This window comes from Candidatus Cytomitobacter primus (assembly GCF_008189405.1).
In the GTDB taxonomy this organism is placed as follows: Bacteria; Pseudomonadota; Alphaproteobacteria; order CAJXXZ01; family 1604HC; genus Cytomitobacter; species Cytomitobacter primus.
Map to the genome: position 1 here is coordinate 473,044 of NZ_CP043316.1, position 22,222 is coordinate 495,265.

A 22,222-nucleotide genomic window follows, 5' to 3' on the forward strand; every position below is an offset into this window, starting at 1 on the left:
TGATAATTAACTATTTACTACTTCTGTAAATTTATTGTTAAGCACATATAATTCTCTCAACTGAGTTAAGCTCCCTATGCTATCAGGCAAATCTGTCAATTGATTACCACCTAAGTCTAAATCTTCTAATTCAGCTAAGTTCCCTATACTTTTAGGCAACTCTGTCAATTGATTACCATCTAAGTATAATTCTCTCAACTTAGTTAAGCTCCCTATGCTCTCAGGTAGTTTTATTAATTGATTTTCAGATGAGTTTAATGTTTCTAGATCGGTTAACTTCCCTATTCTTTCAGGCAACTCTGTTAATTGATTTTTAGATAAGTTTAATTCATACAAATTTCTTAGATCCCCTATGCTTTCAGGCAACTCTGTTAATTGATTTTCAGATAAGTTTAATCCTCGCAGATTTATTATAAACCATAATAGATCATCAGGCAGTTTTGTTAATTGATTTTTAGATAAGTTTAATGTGAGCAAGTATATATAATACTCCGTACGATCAGGCAACTCTGTTAATTGATTGTCAGATAAGTCTAAATTTCTCAACTCACTTGAATCCCATATGCTATCAGGCAGTTTTGTTAATTGATTTTTAGATAAGTTTAATTCTCTCACACTTAAATACAATATACCATTACGCAATTTTGTTAATTGATTACCAGATAAGTTTAATTTTTCCAGCCTGCTCAGCCTACTTATACCAGCAGGCAACTTTGTTAATTGATTGTCAGATAAGTTTAATTCTTCCAGCCTTCTTAGCTTACTTATACCATCAGGCAGCCCTATTAATTGATTTTGATTTAAGTTTAATAAGTGCAGATCGCTTAGACTCCCTATGCTATCAGGCAGTTTTGTTAATTGATTTTTAGATAAGTTTAATGTGTACAAACTGCTTAGACTCCCTATACTCTCAGGCAACTCTGTTAATTGATTACCAGATAAGTATAAACTTTGCAACTCTCTTAGACCCTTTATACTCTTAGGAAGTTTTGTTAATTGATTTTGATTTAAGTATAAGTTTTTCAACTCTCTTAGATCCTTTATACTCTTAGGAAGTTTTGTTAATTGATTACAAGATAAGTCTAATGTGTACAAACTGCTTAGATTCCCTATACTATCAGGCAGTTTTGTTAATTGATTTTTAGATAAGTTTAATGTGTCCAAACTGCTTAGATTCCCTATACTCTCAGGCAACTCTGTTAATTGATTGTTAGATAAGTATAAACTTTGCAACTCTCTTAGACCCTTTATACTCTTAGGAAGTTTTGTTAATTGGTTATTATATAAGTTTAAATTGTTCAACTTGCTTATACCCCTTATGCTATCAGGGAATTCTGTAAATTGATTATTAGATAAGTTTAAATCGCGCAACTCAACTAAATCTCCTATACTATACGGCAATTCTGTAAATTGATTACCAAACAAGTCTAATTGATAAATTTTTAAATTCCTTATACTATCAGGAAACTCTGTTAATTGATTGTCAGACAAGCTTAATTCATACAATTCAGTTAAATTCCTTGTACTATTAGGCAGTTTTGTTAATTGGTTATTATATAAGTTTAATCGAAATAATTTGGTTAGCTTCCCTATACTCTCAGGCAACTCTGTTAATTGATTTTGAGATAAGTCTAAATATTCCAAATTAGTCAAACTCCCTATATTATCAGGCAGTTCTATTAATTGATTACCAGATAAGTCTAAGCGTCGCAGCTTAGTTAAACTCCCTATATTATCAGGCAATGTTTGTAAGTGCAGTGATTTAAATTGCAAGCTATCTGACTTATTCTTCTCTTTAACTAAATCAAAAAGCATATCCATAACACAATATGTATAGCAACTGATTACTCTATTAATAGTAGAAACAGACCCATAGATTTCATCAAGAGATTCTGGCTTATACGATTCTTCAATAATAAACCAATGAGTATAATCTTTTATAGAAAGTATTATCTCTTTTGGAAGGGTAATTGGGTGATTTGAAGTGATCTGTTTCCCCATAGCAAACTTAAAAGTTCTCCATCCAGATTCATCGCAAACATTTATTCTACTTTGAAATTGCTCTTCAATCGTACGCTCTTTGCCTGCATGAATATTACATAATATCACAGCAAACAATAATCTTTTGATATTGTCCATATGTATAATATTGTATATTAAATCCACATAAACATACATGTGATAATTAACTATTTACTAACCATTCATCCATACTATTGGGGGAATAATAAAATCCATGTAGGATAAAAGAGGAGATTGAATGCACGAACGAAGAATTAATTCCTTAAAAAATGCTAAGGTATTGTCTACAACCCAAAATACGCAAGCTTTTGCTGAGTTTATAACACCAAGAATATTCATGAAGATGCTGCCTTATGTGAATTTGGATACAGGTATATTTAGAATCAATAGAATTAATAAACACAAAAACAATGCGAATCTAAGCTTGGATGAAAGTTCTGTACGCAATATAGAGCTGATGAGCCATTTGAATGATAATGAAATTTCAAAACTATTAAATACTTCTGTAAAGAAAACATTCGCACTTGGTGAAACAATTGAATCTGAGCAATCAGAAAATAAATTCTATATTGTTTTAAGTGGAGAATATGAACTTATTCTACTAAACCATAATGATAAGCCTGTTGTAATTTCTACATTACATTCTGGTAAATTCTTCGGTGGATTCAAAGCATTAAACTATGATAATCATGCAAAAATCAAAGTCAGAACATCTATTCAAGGATCTATGCTTGTTATTGATCATGACACTTTAAAAATTATATTGGAAAATGACAAACTAAGATATTACATAAAATCTACAATCATGGATTATGAAAATGAATATAATACTGGTGAGCATAAAGCAAAGCTAATTTCTTCATATACAGATGAGCCTCCAATGCCAAAAAGCTATATTAAATATGATGAAGCTCCTGAAGAAGTTGAGTTGGATGTTATTCAATCTGTACTGGGAATTCATAGTAGAATACATGAATTATATAACAATCCACACCCACAACTTGAATCACAATTGAAAATTTTAATACAGAATATTCTTGAAAGAGAAGAATGGGAAATTTTTAACAATGCAAATCACGGCCTATTAAATCAAGTTGCATGTGATAGAAAAATCACTACAAGAACAGGACCTCCTACCCCAGATGACATGGATGAATTATTATCCGTTTTATGGAAAGATCCATCAGTTATTGTAGCTCACCCTAAAGCTATAGCTGCATTTGCAAGAGAATGTACAAAGCGTGGTGTTCCACCTGTAATAATCAGAATGTTTGGTAGCAATCTCATTACATGGAGAGGCGTTCCATTAGTGCCATGTGATAAGATCGGCATTATGAAACGTCCTGATGGATTAGCTTTTACAAACATGATTGCAATGCGTTTAGGGATGGAAAAACAGGGAGTAATTGGCCTAAATAAAGCAGATATTTCATATGGAGGTATTCCAAGCTTAAGTGTTAGACCTATGAATACTGACGATATGTCTGTAATCAACTATTTAATTACAAAATATTATAATGTTGCAGTACTAGTTCCTGATGCACTTGCTATGTTATGCAATATTGAAATTGGACATTATAACGATTAGGTTAAAAAATTATAATAATTATGGTGAATATACAATTGAGGGAATTATGATTGATAATGATATAAAAAAAATAAATCAAATGATTGAAAAGTTTGATTTTAGTGATTTAATAAATCAGTGTAATAGCACATCAAATTTAGTAAATCATGGTAACAATAAGAATGATGGCACAATATATGATACGCAATATGATAATCAAAAACATTCGCATAATAAAATTGAAATCAATAAGCAAGATTATCTTGATAAATCAAATCAAAATGAGACAAACCACTATAACGAAATTAGTGATGCATATAATCAAATCGAAAGTCTAGAAAACATTCCAGAATATAATGATTTCCAAAGCTTTGAAGCATCAAATATATATAATGCACACAATAAAGCAACCAACCATTCAAATGATATGCATCATACTAATACACCTTATATGCATAATGTAAATCCTAATAAGTTTAATAGCTTTAATTCAAATGTAAGCGCATCATTAGATGTATATCAAATACGTGAAGATTTTCCAATTTTACATAAAAAAGTACATGGTAAACCTTTAATATGGCTTGATAATGGAGCAACATCTCAAAAACCCAAGCATGTAATTGATGCAATTTCCACCTATTATTCTCAATATAATTCAAATGTCCACCGAGGAGTTCATACTCTATCACAAGAAGCATCAGATTTATTTGACCAAGCTAGGGAAACAGTAGCAAGCTTTATTAATGCATCTTCTGCAACTGAAATCATCTTTACAAAAGGGGCAACTGAAGGGTTAAATCTAATATCTAATACTATTGGCAAGCAGAAAATTCAAGCAGGAGACGAGATTCTTATTACACAATTGGAACACCACTCAAATATTTTACCATGGCGTAAATTAGCACAAGAACACAATGCACATCTTAAGATAGTTCCAATTAATGCAAATGGGGATATTATGCTCGATGCATATTCAAACTTATTAAACTCTCGCACGAAAATTGTTGCATTATCTCACGTTGCAAACTCAATTGGGGCATTAGTACCAATAGAAAATATGATTCAACAAGCAAAAGCATTTGGCGCTATAACTGTTATCGATGGAGCACAATCAATACCACACATGAAGATTGATGTACAAAAGTTAGATTGTGATTTCTTTATATTTTCAGGGCACAAAATGTTTGCACCTACTGGTACTGGAGTTGTATATGGGAAAGAATACCTATTAAAAAACAATATTCCATATCAAGTTGGTGGCGGAATGATACAAAATGTCACATATGAAGATGTACAATATGCTGATTCTCCGTATATATACGAAGCTGGAACTGCAAATTTAGCTGATATAGAAGGATTACGCGCTGCGATCAATTATTTAGATCAATTGGATATGAATAAGATTGAGCAATATGAGCATCAATTAGTTGAATATGCATATGAACAAATGTCTATGCTTAATCATGTGAATATTATTGGAAATCCTAGCACTCGCGTGGGTGTGATTTCATTTATTGTGCATAATATGGATAATAATGAGATTGGTAGAATATTAGATAAGGAAGGCATTGCTGTTAGGACTGGCCACCATTGCGCGCAACCAGCGATACGCCACTTCGGGGTAGAAGGAACAGTACGCGCATCATTCGCCTTTTACAATACATATGAAGAAGTAGATAAGCTGATTGAAATATTACGAAATATTTGCTAGTTTCCTGAATCTTTTGTATTAATCACAATAGGTAAAAGTATAGAAAAATGAAATTCTAATCCAATGTATCACCTTACTAGTGATATTGGAATTAATGGCGCACCTACGTCAATTATTTTTTGTTTGCAGCCGCTCTATATGCACCATAACTACCATAACTAACAGGTGTATCTTTAAATAAATCAAACAATCCATATCCCCAACCTATATTACCACCAATTGGAACATCAATAACTGTCACACTACCTTTCCTTTGACTCCTATCCTCAATTTTTTCCTTCAATATAGCACAGTTAACATCATAACTTTGGAACTGCTTCAGAACGCTATATGGAATTATGCAATTATCATCACTATTCATTAAATATTCTGTGCCCCTATAATCTTTGGAATTTAACAATTGTAATATACGACTTGCATCAGCTGCTCCATGATCATCATGATTGATACCCTTATATATCTCATTCAATATATCATCTGGAACACCTATTTCTGCCAAACAATCTATAGATACATGAATTGGGTTATCTGCATTATGCGTGCTATCAAACTCATTATTAATTTTCTCTTCAACACATTCCTCTAACTTTGGTTTTATTTCATACCTCTTGCTATTAATTCCAAATTCAAAATCATTGAGGTTAAAGTTTTGAAAATCTCTCATAGCGTCTGGAACTTCATCTGCATCAACTATTTCACCATTAATAATCCATTTTTTACTATTATCATTACTAAATGATCTTGTATTTCTATTAAGTAATGGATAAATCTTTTCAGCCATAATCTTATTAATTTCTTCACTATGATCTCTTTTTTTCTGCTCCATCTCTTCTTCAATTGCATTAATATTCGCTTCATAAATTTCTATTATTCTACGCGCTCCCAGTGCATAGCCTTCCATTCTTATACGCATTGGATCTGTATGATCCATATTTTCTACTTCTTCTACTATATTGTTCTTCAAACAAAGTATTTCATTCTCCAGCTCATTACGTTTTAGCCCCAACCGAAATAAATCCCCTAAAATGCCTTCGTGCATACATTTTTCAAAATCTTTCACAGACTGTTCAGTATGTTCAACACAAACCCTTTCGCCCATCTCATATAACTCACTACTTTCTCCTTCAGCAGGAGCTACAATATTTCCGAGTTTGATCCATGGTAACGGGGGATAAGCAGGATCCGGATTCATATGATGTGGGCCGATAAACCATGTAGTTGGAGTAGTTGTATAAACACTTAATGAACATAGCGACGCCATATATAGTAAAATTTTCATGAACATACTAGAACACACTATTATCCATAACGCAACCATTTGATTATGCGTATTTTCGGATCAAAGGCATGAAAAATTCATTTAATCCATAACAAATTCGCATTTCGAAGAGAGAGAATTGCGTAAACCAATATGGTAAGTATTGCTTAACTCTCATTTATAAATACTGCGCATCACTTCACTCATCACTCCTTAATAACCTGTTAAATTCCACACATTAATTACCTTTATATGCCATGAAAACCAATAAACATATTGCATTTTCTGTATAATTATCTATAATGTACTTATATTCCTCGGTAGCTCAGCGGTAGAGCAATTGACTGTTAATCAATTGGTCGCTGGTTCGATCCCAGCCCGGGGAGTTTTTTTTCTCAAACAAATTTATAATAAAAACTGTTTTCCATATAAGTAAGAACTAAAATTATATTGATGAATTTAATAGATTTCTTAATTCATTACAATGCTTATGAATCATATGACTTATTTTAATTAATCATAATGCTACCTATTTTTGTGAAAAATACTTCATCCATAAGCTACTGGTGAGTGGAATAGTAATGAATGAAATAAACAGGAGAATAATATTCATAAAATGCAGATCTGATAAAAGATAAAACCAAAAAGCGACCCAACCAAATGTTCCTGCATGCAACAATTTGCGTCCATTCCATTTAACCATGGTATATAATAAAAATAACACATTTATATAACTCAAACTGAGAAAAACTTTTGACAACATGCTATATTTTGACAGGTTTAAATACAATTTACAAATTGCAATTGATTAAACGCATATATTAATCTCAAATCAAATCCAAATCTCAGTTGAAGTTTATATTTAAAAAACCACGTCTTAATCGTAAATTATAATACATATATAAATATGGTGAAATATATAATTCCAAAAAATGCTATAAAGAAACAGTATCTAATGATAAACAACCTATATTATATACTTTAATGACCTATATTGTATATTATTGCATATACTAGAAATATATTTGTAAAGTAATTCATAAATATTATATATCAACCTGTGAATCATCATATATAAACAAATAATATATATAAGCTAATAAGTATATTTGCTTTCTAAGATCATAAACCGTCAATACTACACCAATATTATGCATATTAATAAGTTGCCTATATATCATTTTTCTATATAAAACCAAATGCTTCTGGGGAAATTTAATAAATAAATATAATTTTATTGTAAATTTTAATTGAACTGCAGAAAATACATGGTTTTCAGAATTACCTATAAACCATTTGAATATTTAAATCATTTAAGCATTATTTAATAGAAATATTATCTAAGTAATTTAAATGTCCGAATTTTCCAATTGTGGCTTTAATAAAATCACCAACTTGTATATCTGACTTATTATCCCACGAAACATTTTTTTCTTTTCCGTCGAATGTCAAAATACGTAATTTATCTTTATGAATATGGATTATTTTAACAAATGCAACTTTGTTCTTACCTTTCATAATTTCAAATACACGAATCAAAGCTTGGTTGATATTACTTTTTTCACCTTGAATCAGAATAGTATTATCTTTTTTATCAATATCAATACGAACGTTTAATGATTCAATATCATTGATTACAGCACCTTTTCTTCCAATAAGAGATGGAATCATATCAGGCTCAATCGATAATTTTACTTGGCCTTCATTGCCATATTGAGCTCCACTATCTTTCTCTTTAATCATATCATGTTCTGCATTTGGTGAGCTTTTTGATTTCTTCACCTTAATATCTTGATCATTTTGTGTCTTATTACGACTCTTTCTATCAGATTGTGGTTTGCTTTCAATTTTATTGCTTTGATTTTCAGCTTTATTATTCTGACCTTCAACTTTATTGCTTTGTTTATCAATTTTATTATGCTGTCTTTTTACATTTTCATCAGAATATTCAGCTTTAGTGTATTTTTTGGCATTTTCATCATTTGTAGCATTTTCATCACTCATTACACTAGTAGGTGCATTTCGTTTTCTTGCATGATCAGGTTTTGCCTGCTTTTCTACATTATCATTAAATTTACTCTGCTTCTTTACATCTTCGTCAGATTTACTAATGAATTTTGCAGGATACATATTAATAATATTTTTCACACCTTGCATACCAAATTGCATTGCTTCATCAAAAACATTCATAGGAATCCAAGGTACTTTAATATCCATCTGGATAGATGTAATTCCATTTTGGGTACCAGAAATCTTGAAATCCATATCTCCCCAAGCATCTTCCTGCGCATTAATATCCATTAATAAATAATGTCTATATCCTTCTAAAATCAAACCAACAGATATACCAGCAACTGGCTCAATTTTCATGTCAGCATCACGCATAGCCAAGTATGAGGCACATACACTAGCCATTGATGAAGATCCATCAGAGCTCATTACATCAGCAACAACTCTAAGCATTCTCTTATTATCTAGTAAAGGCTTAATAGACCTTTTCGCTAAATTACCATGACCTATATCTCGCCTAGCCACAGCAATTTTTCTAATATCACCACATGAATATGGATCAAATATATAATGGAATATAAATTTATCTTTATAAGTTCCATCTAATGTTTCAACAATTTGAGAATCTTCAGGATTACCGAATGTTACAGATGATAATACTTGAGTCTTTTCCTTAGAATATAAACCACTTCCATTTGCAGAATTTAAAATTCCTGAATCAAATTTCATGGATCTTAAATCAGATAGTGATCTACCATCAAAACGATTTCCAGACCAAACAATAGCATTTCTAGCAACTGCACGTACGATTTGATTCCATTTATTATGCCCTTCATCCTTATTACTCCATTGTGATAAGAAATCATTTTTCAAATCAGAAATATCATTGTTTTTCTGCAATCTTTCTAAAATCAATTGTGTATCAACAGAGATATTTTGACTATCCACTACAGGTGAAGCTTTTATTTCATTTCGCCTGTCATATACAAATGAATTAGCAAGCTCTAAAATTGAATTTGTTTCTTCAATTGAAGAATTAATACCTTCAGATACTGCTATACGTTTAATTGGATCCCCATAAGAATCAACCATTACTAATCCTTGTGATGTTCTAGCAAAAGTAATAGTATGCTTCCTATCTTTAGTTGTTCCAAAATTCCACTTCTCACCATTAAAGCTCATTTTATATGCACACATTGGAACACAAGGCACACCTGCCATTTGTAAAGCAATGGAACTTCCTATTATAGATAACATGTCATTGTAATACTGATTATCATAATCTAAGACTGTACAAATTACCTGCACATTATATTTATATGATTGATTAATTGAAGGTCTTAAAGCTCTATCTATCATTCTAGAAATCAAAGCTTCTTTATCTTTTTTTCCTTCACGCTTCAAAAATCCACCAGGAATTTTACCAGCAGCATAAGCTCTTTCTTGATATATAACCTGTAATGGCAAATAAGATTTGTTCTCCCAATCTCCTATACATACTGTACATAAAATTGATGTGTTTCCATGCTTAATCAAGACAGATGCATCACAATTAGCAGTAATAATATCATCTCTTAATGATATTTCTGCTCCACCTATAATACACTTCTTTAAATTTTTTTTTGACATATATTAGTTACGTAACCCAAGCTTTTTGTTCAATTCAATCAATTGATCCGCATCTTGAGATTTCAAATATTTTTGTAATTTTTTTCTTCTCTCAACAAGCATTTTCAATCTTCTTTGAACTGGAACATCTTTTTTGTGTGTTTGAAGATGATCACTCATCTCTTCTATTCTTAATGTTAAAAGCGCAATTTGTACAGAAGTAGATCCGGGATTTTTCCCACCATTACCAAAATTCTCTAATACGTCTTGCTTACTTCCTAAATTTTTATTCAAGTTCTTCTCCTTAAAATCAACCACATTTTAACATACGTTTCACTGAAAGTATACCCTCTGTAATATCAAATATTCCCATTACTTTACCATTATATAAACCAATGAAAACACCATTATTACTATTTATTACGACTGATCTTCCATGTTTTAAATAATCATATTGATCTGCAGTAATATTGATCATATTATCCCATTTTATACTTTCCAATTTGATTAGATCATTTTCTGATATATCATTTATGCTATTTAGGCTTTTAGAATCAATATTCATGCTACTTTCAGAATCAATATTTATTCCCTTAGTTTTATTTTTGATTTTTTGAAAATCAATGCTTATATGCTTAGAGTCAGCAATGTCAAATTTCCAGTATTTGACCCTAGTTAATTTAGTGACGTAGCATATACTATTTACATATTCAGCAATATCTACAGCAAGAGATCTTATATAAGTGCCAGAACTACATTTTGCTCTAAATGTTACAAATGGTGCATCATATTTTTCCAAACTCAATGCATATATATGTCGTTTTTTAGCTTGCAATTCGAAATCAATATTGTCTCTAGCTAAATCATATGCTCTTTTTCCACCCACTTTACATGCAGAGAATTTAGGTGGAACTTGCAGAATTTCACCAGTAAATTTTGGAATTGCACTCAGCAAATCTTTTTTAGATGGCATGTATTCATTAGTTTCTATTATTTCACCTGCTTGATCATACGAATCAGTTTTCTTGCCAAACTCTACTGTAAATTCATATTCTTTATATTGATCGTGTAAGATTGGAACAAATTTTGTCGCTTCTCCAACTAATATAGGAATAACTCCATCTGCCATTGGATCCAATGTGCCAGCATGACCAACTTTTTTAATATTAAACCTTCGCTTTATTTTTCTGATCACATCCATAGATGTTAGGTTGATCGGTTTGTTTATAATAAAAATACCAGATTCCATATTAATTTATGACCTTTAAAATTACTCTGCAAATCACTTAATTATCCTATTAAGCACAGACCAATTACATTTTTTGTTATTATCAATCATATTTCTTAAATAATAATGATGTATTTGTTCCACCAAATCCAAAAGAATTTGATATAGCATAATCAAATGTATGGCTTTGGAATTCTGGCACAAAGTTTATGTTCGCTATTTCTGGAATAGGGTTATTCACATTAATTGTGGGGGGTAAGGTTTGATTGCGTAATGCCATCAGCGTATATATAGCCTCCACTCCTCCTGCAGCACCTAATAAATGACCTGTATAAGATTTAGTAGAGGATACAGCGAATTTATCAGAATATACATGCTCTCCAAAAACAGATTTAATTGCATCAATTTCACATTTATCTCCAACTGGAGTAGAAGTTGCATGAGCATTAACATATCCTATATCAGAAGGATTTAACCCAGCTTCCTTGATTGCAAAAGACATTGCTCGTGCTGATTGTTCTCCACTTGGAGTTGTAATATGACTAGCGTCACATGTCATTCCATATGATGCCAATTCTCCATATATTATAGCATTTCTAGAAATAGCAGATTCCAAAGATTCCAAAACTAAGATACCAGCACCTTCAGCAATTACAAATCCATCATGATCATTGTCAAAAGGGCGAGATGCAACTTCTGGATTATTATTGTAATTAGTCGAAAGAGCTCTCAACGCAGCAAATCCAGCCACGCCTAATGGACAGATAGAAGCTTCAGCTCCACCTGCAATCATAATATCAGCATGACCTGACTTGATAAGCATTGCAGCATCAGCAATCGCATTAGAAGCTGATGCACAAGCACTAGAAGCTCCATAGTTTGGTCCTTTGCATTCAAATTTAATAGCAACGTATCCTGGCGCAAGGTTAGTCAAAACAGATGGAATAAAAAATGGACTAATCTTACGAGATCCAAACTCTTCTTTTTGCTTCTCAAATGCATTGCATGTTTCACAAATTTCTGGCAAACCACCAATTCCTGAAGCAACACAAACACCAATTCTGGTTCGATCTTCAATATCACCTAGTTTTGCCATTTTATTTGCTTCTGCTGCAGCTGCAACTGCATATGATATAAACTTACCATTCCTACGCTGCTCAGATTTGCTCATAAAATCATCTATATTAAATTCACCAGCATTTGTTCCTCTTGGAACTAACCCAGCAATTTGAGAAGGTATTTTATCGTATTCATCGCCTAATTTAGATATTCCACTTTTTTTAGATTTTATTCTATTCCAATTATGGTCTACACCAACCCCAAGAGGAGAAACAATTCCTAATCCTGTAATAACTACTCTATCCTTCATAAATAATCTCCTTATGATTTTGAAATATTGCCTATGCACTATTCCATATTAAGCTTTATAAAACGATTTATAAAACATTCATTTATTAGCAATATGCTTATTTTGCATTAGTAATAAAATTAACTATTTCACCAATAGTTTTAAATTCTGCAGCTGCATCATCACTAATTTGAATTGAAAACTCACTTTCAACTTCCATTACCATCTCAACTGTATCCAAACTATCTAATCCTAAGTCCTTCAATTCAGTTCCATCATCAAATGCAACATCTTCTTTTTTGCTAAAATTCTTTAAAATCTTAATAACTCTTTCTTTTATACTTTGATTCATATTTAATTCACTCCCTTAAAAAACATTTTTTACCATATAAACAATCAAAAATCTATAGAAACGAAATTTTATCAACATCTTACCGACATAAACACTACTGTATTGTAGATATAAAACCCATAGAATGTATTTATCAAATAAATATCAATAGTTAGCGTATGAAGTATCAATTAATTATTATTATCAATATCAATCTGTTGTTTTAGCTGCCACTACTTAATGTTTTAATGTTTTAATGTTTTTTATCAAATCAACTCACTTCACAAAACAGTTAATTAAGTTAAGAAGCATTACAATTTATTACTTAATCAGTTTTTATGGGCTTTGATTGTTCAATATTATGTGATTATTGTATAATTTTATGACTTTGCCATATTTTTCATCACACTATACACTTCGTCTTTTTGCATTTGTCCCATAACATCAACACTCCAGAAGTTACATGTTTCAGGAGAAATCTCATCAATTAATGCAATTTTATTATCAATCTTACCAAATTCAAGCGAAATATCTCCTAATCTCATTTTATGACAGTAAAAATATGCTTGTAATATATCATTAGCTCTAGATGTAATGTATTGTATCTCTTCTATTTGGGTTTTTTCTAGCCAGTTAAAATGCTTAATATGCTCTAAAGATACTATAGGATCATTTAATTCTTTAGATTTAAAATGCCACTCTATAAGTGGTTTATCAAAATATGTGCCTTCTTCAATTCCAATTCTTTGATGCATTTCTCTTGGAACTATATTATATATTTTAGCAAATACAGGATATGTTTCAGCTGCTTTGATTAATTGTTCACGTAAATTCAATTTTTGTATAAAATGATTTTTAATTCCCATTCCTGACAAATATTTCCATATCATTGATGAAGAATGATTTCTCCATACATCATTTTGTAATTTTTGTGGATAATGCATAATCAAAGTATCTTTGCCAGCTCCATATATTTGCTTAGTAGTGCCAGAATATAGCAATTTTCTCTTACCTAAATTATTACTATCAACAAACATTCGAACTTCCAAATCGCATGCCATCAGATTCTTCAATCTCTTGCAATACACTATCTATATTTTTCACACCTTCCCACTTTTTTACTAATAATATTGTAGGTAATGCTTCATGACCTAAAGAAGAACACATTTTTCTAGTTTCTTTCATCAAAACAGACACCTTTGAATACACTCTCTCTAAATCTATACTCTCCAATTTATTGCATATTTGAATCAAATTTTGCGCAGAAAGCATAATATCTTCTTCATTAAGCCACATTTTTTGTGTTTTGAATATATGCTTTCTCATTTTATTCGGATTTTTTGCATGAAGAATTATTGAACTACCCATAGCATCAACTAAATTACTTGATATATCAACATTCTTTATATTAAGCTTTTTCTTATTTTGTAGTTTATCTATTTTTTCATAGAACTTCGCACAATATCTACAAGATGGAGAAGAATATACAATTAAATTATTCTTATCACATTGAATGAATGGCATTTGATCTTGTATAGGATTAAAGCTTATACAAAACATTTCTGCAAATAATAGTGCAGTTACAGCTCCAGAGAAAAAACCTATAATGTGTGAAAAAGTCATATTTAATTTCATTATCCGCTATTATGTTGCATCACAATAAATTAATCTAGATTATATTGCAAGAAACTATGATAAATCTACTATTATTAATAAAGAACCCATAAAGTAAAAAGAGAATAATTTGCATTGCACAATTTTAAATCAATTTTCTTTCATTTAACATGATTATTGCTTCAATTATCAACCAAAATTACTATATTCAAAAATCAAAATTTCTGGATGACCAGATTTATGCCATTTATAATGAGTTTTAAAACACTCTTCATATGATTGCATTAAATATTTTGGAACTTCGCATAAAAAAACACCATTTTCCGCAAGTGGTAATTTATTTGTAATGCGTGTTGGTTCATCATGGAAAACAGCAACAATTGGGTCAAATTTAGTTGCATAATCTATTTCTGTATTTACATAAGGAGGATTTGAAACTATCAAATCGAAAGTACGTCCTGCTAACACGTTATTTTCATACGCTGCAAAATAGTGATTACTACCATCTATATAATTATCACTTATACTGTTCATACTTACTTCTTCAGACTCTCCAAATCTCTGCAAAACAAAATCACAATTTGAGATTTTAAGATTTTCTGCATTTTGCTTCGCAGTATCTAAAACAAAAGTAGAAATATCAACACCGATACCATACGCATCTTTATGTTCTTTCAATAAACTAAGCAATATACACCCTGTGCCAGTACCAATATCTAATATGGTTTTTGGCTTAAATACAGTTTCTGATTTATAGTTCATAGAAATTTCAATGATTGCTTCTGTTTCTGGTCGTGGTTCCAATGTATATGGAGATACAAAAAATTCATCTTTCCAAAAAAACCTCTTTTTCATAATACGATGCAATGGAATTTTATACTTTAATTTATCTAACAAATTCAAACATTTTTCTAACTCATATCTTGGCAATGGTTTGTCTTTATTAATCCAAGCATCAGTATGGTTTTTACCTAAAAAGCTGACTATTACATACCAAGACTTCTGCCTTGCATCTTCATCAAAATAATTGATAGCCATATCCCAAATATCACTTAATGAATATTCTTCACACATAATAAAACGATATAATAATTGTGAAAAAAAATTAAGACTTATAGAAAAGATAATGTTAAAATCGTCAATATTTATGTATAGCTTTGTTTGTCTTTTCGTGTATTTTGTAATATTATCTGTACTTAGGAGATTGAATAAATGAGTAAAACACAAGATTCAATTAGATCGGTTGGATTAATAGGGGCTACTTCCGTCGTTGTCGGAAGCATGATTGGAAGTGGAATTTTAATTGTATCTTCAAAAGTTTCTTATTTTGGCAGCTTTGGATTACTCGCATGGGTATTATCATCATTATGCGCTATGTCATTAGCTTTTAGCTTTTCTTTTATGAGCAGAAAATTTAAAGATAAATCTGGAATACCATACTATGTTTACAATGCATTTAATAGTCATTTCCTAGGGTTTCAAACATCTTGGGCACATTGGCTAGGAATGACAATTGGATGTTGCACAGTTTCTATTGCATTTGCTGATTATTTATTTTTTATGTTGCCAGCAAACATTGCATTTTTAAAACCATTTTGTTCTATAGCAATAGTATGGATTTTAACCTTAATTAATATTAGAAGTGCTGTATTTTCCGTAGGATTAATCACTTTGATCACATTCTTGAAGGTTGGATTATTACTTGTTTTAGTTGCCTCAGCGTTAAAATACTTTTCTATCAGCAGCTTATGCATTGCAAGTAAAAACCCATCATTCACATTATCAATATTAAAAGCTATGCCTTTAGCACTATTCGCATTTTTAGGATTAGAGTCTGCCACAGCATCTGGAGATTCAATTAAAAACCCAGAAAGAACACTGCCAATAGCAACCCTGTTAGGAACGTTCATTGCATCTCTAATGTTTATCGCTGTACATATGTCTGTAATGTCTGTACTTCCATTAGAAACTCAAATTATGAGCCAGGCTCCAGTTGCAGATGTTGCAAACATTACAATGGGTGGGTTTGCAGTTTTTTTGGTTTCATTCATGGCATGTTTTGGATTAATTGGAAGTATTAATGGACTTATTTTTGTATCATCCTATATACTTTCTAACGCATCATCTATGGGATGGATGCCAAAAAGATTTAGCACTTTAAGCAAAACATCTAAATTCCCTACTATTTCTGGATTATATTCTGCAGGATTAATTACAATCACTATACTACTACACAGTATGAATATGATTAATATGCAAATGTTGGTATATATCGATGCATTTTTGTTAATATGCATATATTTCTTGGGAACATTGGCGTATAAAATACATGGTGGAAATAATGCTATATTTGCCATTAACATTTCTGCTTGCTTAGTACTTATGTATGGATGTGGATTGTATCAGGCATTAATTGCGCTTACTCTAATCGCATCTGGAAATATCATATACTATTGCAGAAGAAGTAAATTCATCAATACAAGTCAATAAAATTCTGTAATGTTCTAGATTAATTAATCGTTAGAATTGCTAATGGATATTATTACAGCCAGAAAGATTATATTTGACCTGTTTATCGGAAATGATACTTATGAGAGTTGAGAAATGGAGCTTATGAAGATACAGATAGCATGAACACTTATGCTATACGTAATGGCATAATTCGTAATGTAACCAACGCATTGTCTCACCAGTATAACATTATGAGAGTGCAACTCCAGATTCAGAGCATTATAAAGTGGTAAAAATCGAACTACACAGGAAATAAATTCACGTAATAGTGAATATACGATCACCTTTCTAATCATTCTAATACATAAATTAACATATAAGTTATAGTGAATTTTCAATTCTGCTTATCTTTTTTCTTATTCTAATTTTTCATGCAACACTTATTATGCTAATTAATTAAACAACGCTAACAGCATTTACTAAACGATATTTTAATAGTTATTTTATTTTAATAAACTTAACAAACAGTAATTTCTTATAAATTTTCTGTAATATTTGAGTAAATTCCAATAAATTATCATGTTCCCTCCCTATTGAACTGACTTTATTTGCTAGGATTAATTGACTTCATTTGCTAGGTTTATTAGAATATTTATAGTGTTTGGTAAAAATAAAAATATAATTCTATGGTTTATGTTAGTGATTCTTGCAATCGGGATGGCTAATGTATTTAAAAATTCTGATCAGCATGATATTCAAAATATAGCTTTTTCTGATTTCGCTTCTGATACTAATAAAGGTTTAATATCTTCTGTTGTCATAAGAGGCCCTAATGTTAAGGGATTTTTCAAAAATGGACAGAAATTTTCTACAACTGTTCCATACTCCGATAAGAATCTAGTAAAAAGGCTTTTGGATAATAAGGTACATATACAAGCTTCCTATTCTCAAGAAACTTCTTTGGTGAATTGGGTAGGTTTGATTTTATCTTGGTTGCCATCATTATTAATTGTTGGAATGATGTTTTATTCCATGCGTAATATTCAGGGTAGTGCTGGGAAAACAATGGGATTGTTCGGAAAACTAAAAGCTCGCCTAGCAACGGGAGAAAATAATAATATCACTTTCGCAGATGTTGCTGGAGCTAAAGAAGCTAAAGAAGGTTTGAAAGAAATTGTAGACTTTTTAAAAAATAAACAAAAATTTGCTTCTTTGGGAGCTAGAATACCTAAAGGTGTACTGCTCTCAGGCCCTCCTGGAACAGGAAAAACTTTACTAGCAAAAAGTGTGGCTGGTGAGGCTGGAGTCCCATTTTTCTCTACATCTGGTTCTGATTTTATCGAAATGTTTGCTGGAGTTGGAGCAAGTAGAATTAGAGATATGTTCGAACAGGGCAAAAAACATGCGCCATGCATTGTGTTTATTGATGAGATTGATGCTATTGGAGCTAAAAGAGGCGGGGGCATGGGCAGTGGATGTGAAGAAAGAGAACAAACACTGAACCAACTTCTTGTAGAAATGGATGGATTCACCCCTAATGAAGGAGTAATAATTCTTGCTTCTACTAACCGAGCTGGCGTATTGGATCCAGCTTTATTGCGTGCAGGTAGATTTGACAGACAAGTGACATTTTCATTACCTAATTTGGAAGAAAGAAAAGAAATATTACGATTACATATGAAAAAAATCAAAACTGATGATAGCATAATGATCGATACTATTGCACAAGGAACACCTGGATTCTCTGGAGCTGATTTAAGTAATTTGATTAATGAAGCTGCTATATTCGCTGCTCGATATGAAAAGAACATGGTTAACATGTCTGATTTCGAAGAAGCGAAAGATAAAATATTAATGGGATCAAAGAAGAGCTCACTTATCATAAGCGATGAAGATAAAAAGCTTACAGCATATCACGAAGCTGGTCATGCATTAGTTGCGCTTAAAAGTAAAAATTCTGACCCTATTCACAAAGCAACTATTATTGCACGTGGGCATGCACTTGGAATGGTCGTACGCCTTCCTGAAAAAGATCAAGTTTCTGTTTCAAAAGCTAAGTTACTAGATGATTTGGTAGTTGCGATGGGTGGGTTAGCTGCAGAAAAAATGATTTTTGGTGATGATAAAGTTACAACAGGAGCATCATCAGACATCAAAATGGCTACAAATATAGCTAGAAATATGGTTACAAAATGGGGAATGGGTGATGCTGGTTACGTACACTATAACTATAATGATCAATATGATAATTCCACATCCCAGAGTATGTATGAAGTGATTGATAAACAAGTAAAAAAGATTGTTGATAATGCATTTGATGTTGCATCTCAGATCCTTAAAAAATACGAAGAAAATTTACATACACTAGCCCAAAACTTAATCGAAAAAGAAGAGTTAACTGGCAAAGAAATCAATGCATTACTTAGTAAACACACTACATTTAGGTAATTTAGACTTTAATAATTTCTGAACGTTCTCACTATCTTTAATGGGATTATTCCATAAATTCAACTTAGTAAGATTTGTTAGCTTATCTAATCCTGGCAATTCACTAAATTTATTATTACTCAAACTCAGCTCAATTAGATTTGTTAGATTATCCAGTCCTGGCAATTCACTTAACTGATTATCATATAAATACAACTCAATAAGATTCGTTAGCTTATCTAATCCTGGCAATTCGCTGAACTGATTAGAATTTATATTTAATTTAGTTAAATTTGTTAGCTTATCCAACCCTGGCAATTCACTAAATTTATTCTTATATAAATACAACTGAGTTAGATTTGTTAGCTTATCCAATCCTGGCAATTCGCTGAACTGATTACTACCCAAATACAACTCAGTTAGATTCGTTAGTTTATCCAATCCTGGCAATTCGCTGAACTGATTATTACCCAAATACAACCCAGTTAGATTTGTTAGCTTATCTAATCCTGGCAATTCACTAAATTTATTATTATATAAATATAACTCAGTTAAATTTATTAGTTTATCCAATCCTGGCAATTCACTGAATTGATTATTATATAAATTCAACTCAGTTAGATTTGTTAGTTTATCCAATCCTGGCAATTCACTGAACTTATTATAATTTAGATTCAATTTAGTTAGATTCGTTAGTTTATCTAATTCTGGCAATTCGCTGAACTGATTATTACGCAAATACAACCCAGTTAGATTTGTTAGCTTATCTAACTCTTGTAATTCACTTAACTGATTCCAACTTAAATCCAATTCAATTAGATTTGTTAGCTTATCCAATCTTAGCAATTCGCTGAACTGATTATTACTCAAACTCAGATCAATTAGATTTGTTAGCTTATCCAATCCTGGCAATTCGCTGAACTGATTATTATGCAAATATAATTTAGTTAAATTTATTAGTTTATCCAATCCTGGCAATTCACTTAACTGATTATTCATTAAATTCAACTTAGTTAAATTTGTTAGCTTATCCAACCCTGGCAATTCGCTGAACTGATTATTATGTAAATTCAACTCAGTTAGATTCTTGAAATTAGATAATCCATCTAATTTATTTAACTTCTTATCTTGTAGATCTAACTTAGTAATTTTATTGCGCCATGCACATAATTTTATTGCTCTCCCTAGCCTATCTAATAGTTCTTTATGTGTTGCGCCATATGGTGAAATAATGGATCTGCTTAATACTACCAATTCCTTATTTATGCTCAATGATGTAGTAATAGATGCATCAAACCCCGTATGTATAGAATATAGTGTTTCGAGAGTATTTAATTCTACTAATTGATCACTATTTAGATTCAATGATGTAAGATTAGGCAATTTGTCCAATGCTGGTAATGCGCTAAATTGGCTATCACTGAAATCTAATTCGGTCAAATTTGTAAGATTACCCAATTCTGGAAGTAAACTGCAATCGCTAAACCTCATATTTAATATAGTTAAATTCACTAATTTGTCTAACCCTGGGTATGCTATAAATTTATTCAATCCTAAATTCAATTCTTTCAAATTGATTAGTTTATCCAATCCTGGTAATTCACTGAACTGATTAGAATTTATATTTAATTTAGTTAAATTAATTAGCTTATCCAAATTAGGCAACTCTATTAAATTATTATTTCCTAAATCTAGTAATGTAAGATTTTGCAAATTAGCCAAATCAATTTCTTCTAACTTATTATGCTTTAAATTCAATTTAGATACTTTTGGCAAATCAGTAAAATCAGGTAATTCGCTAAACTTATTGTAGCTTAAATCTACTGTCTCTAAACTCACACACTGCTCAAAACCCTGTAATTCTTCTAACTCATTACAATGCAAATCCATATGCTCTAAGCGAATACATTTATCCAATCCCTCTAACCGCTTTAATTTATTATTTGATAAATCTAATTCTATTAAATTTATGCATCTATTTAATGGACAAAATGTAGTCAACTTATTATTTGCTAAATCTAATTTTCTTAAAAATATCGATCTACCTAAATCAGGAGGCGATTCGATTCTATTATTATTTGCACATATTTCAAATGCATTATGTATATGCCCAGGCAATGTTGTCAAACAGTTTTCTTGTAACCTCAAACAGCTTATGTTTATTCCCATTGGATTGTAAATATTCTGCATTATATGTGTAGGGAATTCTTTTAGCTTTGACCCTTCCATATATAATGTGCCTATTTCAACCTTTGTAATCATCTCTGGTAGTTCTTCTAAACCACTTATATTTAAAGATAAAGCTAAATATGTTTGCATAGAGTATTTATATATTTCGATTAAACTTTTTATATATGGACTATCATTTTCTCTAATAATCTCCTTTAGAGTTTCAGGATTTTTAGCATATCGCTCATAATTCTCATCAATATTTTCAGTAATACTTTGTGGCAACCAAGCATATTTATCCCCATTTTCCGTCAAAAAACTAGCGCGTTTATCAGATTTATACAGATCTATCATTAAACCCAAACGCTCTTCAATTCCCTTTTCAATATCGGTTACAGTATTCGTACCACATATCATTAACGCATACAAATAGAAATTTAATATTTTCATGCCACCATTATACATATAATTCTTGCAA

The 22,222-nt window shown here is 30.9% G+C and carries 15 protein-coding genes and 1 tRNA gene; 5 read left to right on the forward strand and 11 right to left on the reverse strand.

The window, feature by feature from the left end; all coding sequences use genetic code 11:
- Positions 1 to 6: 6 nt before the first annotated feature.
- Entirely contained in the window at positions 7 to 2,139 is a 2,133-nt protein-coding gene (locus FZC34_RS02075; RefSeq protein WP_187440018.1) for a leucine-rich repeat domain-containing protein, read from the reverse strand.
- A gap of 121 nt (positions 2,140 to 2,260) precedes the next feature.
- Between FZC34_RS02075 and FZC34_RS02080 the strand changes: the two genes are divergently transcribed.
- Complete coding sequence (locus tag FZC34_RS02080) at positions 2,261 to 3,610, forward strand: family 2B encapsulin nanocompartment shell protein (protein ID WP_148971809.1); 1,350 nt, start codon at positions 2,261 to 2,263, stop codon at positions 3,608 to 3,610.
- A gap of 46 nt (positions 3,611 to 3,656) precedes the next feature.
- On the forward strand, positions 3,657 to 5,300 hold the full coding sequence (locus FZC34_RS02085) for a cysteine desulfurase (RefSeq protein ID WP_222884916.1): 1,644 nt from the start codon (positions 3,657 to 3,659) through the stop codon (positions 5,298 to 5,300).
- A gap of 112 nt (positions 5,301 to 5,412) precedes the next feature.
- Here the strand turns inward: FZC34_RS02085 and FZC34_RS02090 are convergent, their stop codons facing one another.
- Positions 5,413 to 6,579 carry a hypothetical protein gene (locus FZC34_RS02090; RefSeq protein WP_148971810.1) on the reverse strand — a complete coding sequence of 389 codons (1,167 nt, stop codon included), beginning with the start codon at positions 6,577 to 6,579 and terminating at the stop codon, positions 5,413 to 5,415.
- A 293-nt stretch (positions 6,580 to 6,872) separates the two neighbouring features.
- On the opposite strand from FZC34_RS02090, the gene FZC34_RS02095 reads away from it, so the two are divergent.
- Positions 6,873 to 6,944, forward strand: a tRNA-Asn gene (locus FZC34_RS02095).
- Positions 6,945 to 7,878: 934 nt separating this feature from the next.
- Here FZC34_RS02095 and FZC34_RS02100 read toward each other — a convergent pair.
- The 8 genes from FZC34_RS02100 to FZC34_RS02135 all read right to left on the reverse strand — a co-directional run bounded on the left by FZC34_RS02100 (position 7,879) and on the right by FZC34_RS02135 (position 15,771).
- A complete protein-coding gene (locus FZC34_RS02100) occupies positions 7,879 to 10,197 on the reverse strand; it encodes a KH domain-containing protein (RefSeq protein ID WP_148971811.1) in 2,319 nt (772 codons plus the stop codon).
- Positions 10,198 to 10,200: 3 nt separating this feature from the next.
- The gene (gene rpsO, locus FZC34_RS02105; protein WP_148971812.1) at positions 10,201 to 10,470 is read right to left on the reverse strand and encodes a 30S ribosomal protein S15; all 270 of its coding nucleotides are present in this window, start codon (positions 10,468 to 10,470) and stop codon (positions 10,201 to 10,203) included.
- 16 nt (positions 10,471 to 10,486) lie between these two features.
- Positions 10,487 to 11,425 (reverse strand): tRNA pseudouridine(55) synthase TruB, encoded by a 939-nt coding sequence (truB, locus tag FZC34_RS02110; protein WP_148971813.1) that lies wholly within the window; start codon positions 11,423 to 11,425, stop codon positions 10,487 to 10,489.
- Positions 11,426 to 11,507: 82 nt separating this feature from the next.
- Positions 11,508 to 12,773, reverse strand: a complete 1,266-nt coding sequence (gene fabF, locus FZC34_RS02115; RefSeq protein ID WP_148971814.1) for a beta-ketoacyl-ACP synthase II — start codon at positions 12,771 to 12,773, stop codon at positions 11,508 to 11,510.
- Positions 12,774 to 12,870: 97 nt separating this feature from the next.
- Complete coding sequence (acpP, locus tag FZC34_RS02120) at positions 12,871 to 13,104, reverse strand: acyl carrier protein (protein ID WP_148971815.1); 234 nt, start codon at positions 13,102 to 13,104, stop codon at positions 12,871 to 12,873.
- Between the two features lie 359 nt (positions 13,105 to 13,463).
- Positions 13,464 to 14,120 carry a phosphoribosylaminoimidazolesuccinocarboxamide synthase gene (locus tag FZC34_RS02125; protein WP_187440019.1) on the reverse strand — a complete coding sequence of 219 codons (657 nt, stop codon included), beginning with the start codon at positions 14,118 to 14,120 and terminating at the stop codon, positions 13,464 to 13,466.
- Entirely contained in the window at positions 14,110 to 14,718 is a 609-nt protein-coding gene (locus FZC34_RS02130; protein WP_148971817.1) for a DsbA family protein, read from the reverse strand. The genes FZC34_RS02125 and FZC34_RS02130 overlap by 11 nt, the downstream gene beginning before the upstream one ends.
- Positions 14,719 to 14,886: 168 nt before the next feature.
- Complete coding sequence (locus FZC34_RS02135; RefSeq protein ID WP_148971818.1) at positions 14,887 to 15,771, reverse strand: methyltransferase domain-containing protein; 885 nt, start codon at positions 15,769 to 15,771, stop codon at positions 14,887 to 14,889.
- A 138-nt stretch (positions 15,772 to 15,909) separates the two neighbouring features.
- Here FZC34_RS02135 and FZC34_RS02140 point away from each other — a divergent pair, with 138 nt between their 5' ends.
- Together FZC34_RS02140 and ftsH are read left to right on the forward strand one after the other, a co-directional pair.
- Positions 15,910 to 17,187, forward strand: coding sequence for an APC family permease (locus tag FZC34_RS02140; protein ID WP_148971819.1), 1,278 nt, complete (start codon positions 15,910 to 15,912; stop codon positions 17,185 to 17,187).
- 618 nt (positions 17,188 to 17,805) lie between these two features.
- A complete protein-coding gene (gene ftsH / locus FZC34_RS02145; RefSeq protein WP_148971820.1) occupies positions 17,806 to 19,596 on the forward strand; it encodes an ATP-dependent zinc metalloprotease FtsH in 1,791 nt (596 codons plus the stop codon).
- Here ftsH and FZC34_RS02150 read toward each other — a convergent pair.
- On the reverse strand, positions 19,567 to 22,194 hold the full coding sequence (locus FZC34_RS02150) for a leucine-rich repeat domain-containing protein (RefSeq protein WP_187440020.1): 2,628 nt from the start codon (positions 22,192 to 22,194) through the stop codon (positions 19,567 to 19,569). The genes ftsH and FZC34_RS02150 overlap by 30 nt on opposite strands.
- Positions 22,195 to 22,222 lie beyond the last annotated feature (28 nt).